Raw genomic sequence first — 4,041 nt, forward strand, 5'->3', positions numbered from 1 at the left:
CGCCTCGGCCGCCTCGGCCGCCGCGAGGGCGTTCGGGTGCTGATCGGTCAACGGCGCATGCCGCCACACGTAGCGCACCCGGTCCCCGAGTTCGCGGCGCACGTCGTCGATCGACCCCGAGGCCTTGAGGCAGAACGGGCACTGGAAGTCGCCGTACTCGACGATCTCGTAGGGAGCGTCGTCGCGCCCGAACACATGGTCGCGGGCGGGATCGACCGGGCGCACGAGGGTCTCACCCGTCTCCACAGCGGGGCGCACGGCGTCGGAGATCCGGAACACGACCGTGGCCGCCACGAAGGCGATGACAGAGGCGACGAGCACGCCCACGCGTGCTTCGTTCTGCGCCGTCGCGCCGTCGATGGCGATGTCGACGATGAAGAGCGAGATCGTGAAGCCGATGCCGCACAGCAGGCCCCCGCCGGCAATCCGGTCGAGGGTGAGCCCGGCACCGAACTCGCCGGCGCCGAATCGGCGCATGAGCGCGGAAGCCCCGAACACGCCGAGGAACTTCCCCACCGCCAGGCCGACGACGATGCCCCACGTGAGCGAGGAGGTCACCGCGCCGGCGAGGATCTCGGGACTGATGACCACCCCGGCGTTCGCGAGGGCGAACAGGGGCAGGATGACGAAGGCAACGTATGGGGCGTAGGCGCTCTGCAGCCGCTCGTTGACCGAGATCGATTCGCGCAGGCTGTTCGCCGCCGCCCGGGCGTACTCGGTGTTCGGGGACTGCCGGAAGGTGCGTGCCAGTTCCAGGGCGTGTTCGACGTCGCGCCGATTCGGACGATAGACGGGAACGAGGAGGGCGATGGCGACGCCCGCCAGGGTGGGGTGCACACCGGAGGCGAGGAAGGCCATCCACACGATGATCGACAAGGTCGCGTAGACCGGGCCGCGTCCGCTCGGCAGATAGCGGGTGGCATAGACGCCGGCCAAGCCCACGGCCGCGATGACCAGCGGGAGCACGTCGAGACTGTCGGTGTAGACGAACGCGATGATGCTGAGCGCGCCGATGTCGTCGACGACAGCGAGCGCGAGGAGGAACACGCGCAGGCGTCCGGGAACGCGCGGTCCCACGAGCGCGAGAGCACCGACGAGGAAGGCCGTGTCTGTGGAGATGACGACACCCCACGCGTGCGCGTAGCCGGAGCCGGCGGCGACCGCGACGAACAGCACGGCGGGGATGGCGAGGCCCGCGAGCGCGGCGAAGACCGGCACGCTCGCCCGGCGCCAGCTGGTCAGCTCGCCGATCGCGAACTCGCGACGAACCTCGAGGCCGACGGTGAAGAAGAAGATCGCCATCAGCGCGTCGTTGACGAGCGCATGCAGCGTGAAGTCGATCTGAATGTCGCCGAGCCCGATCGACAGGTGCGTCTCCCAGAATGACTCGTATGCGCCGTCGGCGATATTTGCCCAGGCGATGGCGACGAGGGTGGCCAGCAGGAGCAGGAGTGCTCCGGAGCGGTTCATGCCGATCGCCCCGACCTTGTCGGCGATCGAGGCGTGCTTGCGGGAGCGGGCAGAGGGGCTCGACACGTCGACAAGTCTCCACCCGTTCGGGCATCCGCGGGAGAGGTCACGCAGAACCCGCTCGGTAGAGTGACGAGGGTGGAATCCGACGACGAGCTGAGCGAAGACGCCGGACAGAGCGCATGCGGTCCGGGATGCACGTGCGGCGCCCCCGAACGATCCACGTTCCTCCCTCTCGGCACGACGAAGCGCCGCATCGAGGGGGCCGGCGAGCCGTCCGGGGCACACGGCGTCGAGCAGGCGATCATCCCGGCGGGAACCTTCGCCATGGGCGATTCCTCGGGCGACCGGAATCCCGGTGACGGCGAGGTGCCGGTGCACGATGTCACCCTCGACGCGTTCTCGATCGACGCGACCAGCGTGACCAACGACGACTTCGCCCGCTTCGTCGACGCCACGGGCTTCGAGACCGAGGCCGAGACCTTCGGCTTCTCCGCCGTGTTCCACCTCGCGCTCGACGCACCCGACGACGACGTCATGGGGCGCGCATCCGGAACCCCGTGGTGGATCGGCGTCCGCGGCGCCGACTGGCGGCACCCCGGAGGGCGGAACAGCTCGATCGACGGCCTCGGAGACCACCCGGTCGTGCACGTCTCGCACAACGACGCGCTCGCCTACTGCGCCTGGGCCGGTCGGCGTCTGCCCACCGAAGCGGAGTGGGAGTACGCCTCCCGCGGCGGCCTCGACGGCGCCAAATACCCGTGGGGCGACGAGGAGCCCGATTCCGGCGGCGCGTGGCGCACCAACATCTGGCAGGGTGCCTTCCCGCACGCCAATACCCTGGAGGACGGATTCCTCACCACCGCTCCGGTGCGCACCTTCTCGCCCAACGGCTATGGGCTGTGGCAGACGGTCGGGAACGTCTGGGAGTGGTGCGCGGACTGGTGGGATCCCCGCACCTACGCCGCGTCGCCTCCCCGGAATCCACAGGGACCGGAGCGGGGCGATGTGCGGGTGCTGCGCGGCGGAAGCTTCCTCTGCCACATCTCCTATTGCAACCGGTACCGCAATTCGGCCCGCTCGCAGAACACCCCTGACTCCTCGATGGGCAACGCCGGGTTCCGCACGGTCGCCCTGGCCGGTTCGTGAGCGGGTCATCGGATGCGCCGCGAGGCGGCGACGCGTCACGGCGCCGTGATGCGCTGACGTGGATCGCGCTCGTCGTCGCCGCCGCAGCCCTCGGAGTCATCGTGTGGGCCTGCGTCACCGCGTGGGGGGGCGATCGTCCACGGACACCCGGCCTATGCCGTGCTGCTGGGCGCGGCCGCTCTGCTCGCGGTCCTGGGCGTCGTCGTGGCGCTGCGCGGCGCTCGTCGCCGGACCGCGGCGCGGGTCACCGGTCGCATCCTCCTCCTGGTCGCAGCCGCCGGGGGCATCGCCGCCCTCGCCTGGCTCCGCCCGTACCCGGCGGTCGAGCCGGCGCTCTCGGCGATGCAGAGCGACGAGGCCGTCACCGTGGTCGAGAGCGCCGATCGGATCGTTTTCGAGCCCGCGGATGCGCCGTCGTCGACCGCGGTGTTCTTCCAGCCCGGAGCGCTCGTCGACCCTCGCGCCTACGCGGCGGTCCTGCGCCCCCTCGCCGAGGCGGGCCATCCGGTGGTCATCGCCAAGCAGCCGCTGGGGATCGCGTTCCTCGCGCTCGGCGCGTTCGACGACGCCCGCGACGTCGTGCCGCATGCCGACGGCTGGGTGATCGGCGGGCATTCGCTCGGCGGAACGGTCGCCGCAATGCAAGCCGACGAACACGACGAAGACACCGAGCGCCGAGCCACGGGCCTGATCCTGTACGCCTCCTACCCCGCCGACGACATCAGCGAGACCCTCACCACGCAGGTGCTGTCGATCTCCGGCACCGAAGACGGGCTGGCCACGCCGTCGAAGATCGCCGATACCGCCGCCACCCTTCCCGTCGACACGGAGTTCCTCGTTCTCGACGGCGTCTCACACGCCCAGTTCGGCTCGTACGGCCCGCAGCCGGGCGACGGTGTGCCACAGGTATCGGATGAGACCGCGCGCACGGAGATCTCGGACGCGAGCCTCGATTTCGTCTCGTTGTCCGCTGCCGGCTGACCCCTCGGGAATGAAGCGGCATCGGCCTACGCTGGAGGAAAGAAGACCGCAACCGACAGAGAGGCGGCTTCCATGGCAACGCAGACCGTGACGATGGACTCGTTCCGCGAGACCATCGCCGACAACGACATCGTCCTGCTCGACTTCTGGGCCGAATGGTGCGGACCGTGCCGGTCCTTCGCACCCGTCTTCGAGAAGGCGTCCGACGAGCATTCCGACGTCGTCTTCGGCAAGATCGACACCGAGGATCAGCGCGAGCTCGCCGGGGGTTTCGGCATCACGTCGATTCCGACCCTGGCGGCCTTCCGCGAAGGCATCATGGTGTTCTCGCAGCCGGGCGCCCTTCCCGCGCCGGCCCTGGAACAGGTGATCACCGCGGTGAAGGGCCTGGACATGGATGACGTTCGGCGCCAGATCGCCGAGCAGCAGGCCGCGGGCGAC

General features: G+C 69.9%; 4 protein-coding genes. 3 read left to right on the forward strand and 1 reads right to left on the reverse strand.

Annotation, left to right across the window (positions count from 1 at the left end; all coding sequences use genetic code 11):
* Positions 1-1,470: Na+/H+ antiporter NhaA (gene nhaA, locus B4E30_RS05545; protein WP_349676949.1), on the reverse strand; the 1,470-nt coding region annotated here is incomplete at its 3' end.
* 138 nt (positions 1,471-1,608) lie between these two features.
* Between nhaA and B4E30_RS05550 the strand changes: the two genes are divergently transcribed.
* From B4E30_RS05550 to trxA, 3 genes are all read left to right on the forward strand, one after another.
* Entirely contained in the window at positions 1,609-2,619 is a 1,011-nt protein-coding gene (locus tag B4E30_RS05550) for a formylglycine-generating enzyme family protein (protein WP_228480911.1), read from the forward strand.
* Positions 2,620-2,778: 159 nt separating this feature from the next.
* Positions 2,779-3,600 (forward strand): alpha/beta hydrolase, encoded by an 822-nt coding sequence (locus B4E30_RS05555; protein ID WP_286718200.1) that lies wholly within the window; start codon positions 2,779-2,781, stop codon positions 3,598-3,600.
* Between the two features lie 72 nt (positions 3,601-3,672).
* The coding region (gene trxA / locus B4E30_RS05560) for a thioredoxin (protein ID WP_286793886.1) at positions 3,673-4,041 on the forward strand (369 nt) is incomplete at its 3' end.

This window comes from Microbacterium sp. UBA3394 (assembly GCF_002358725.1).
GTDB classification, from domain to species: Bacteria; Actinomycetota; Actinomycetes; order Actinomycetales; family Microbacteriaceae; genus Microbacterium; species Microbacterium luteum.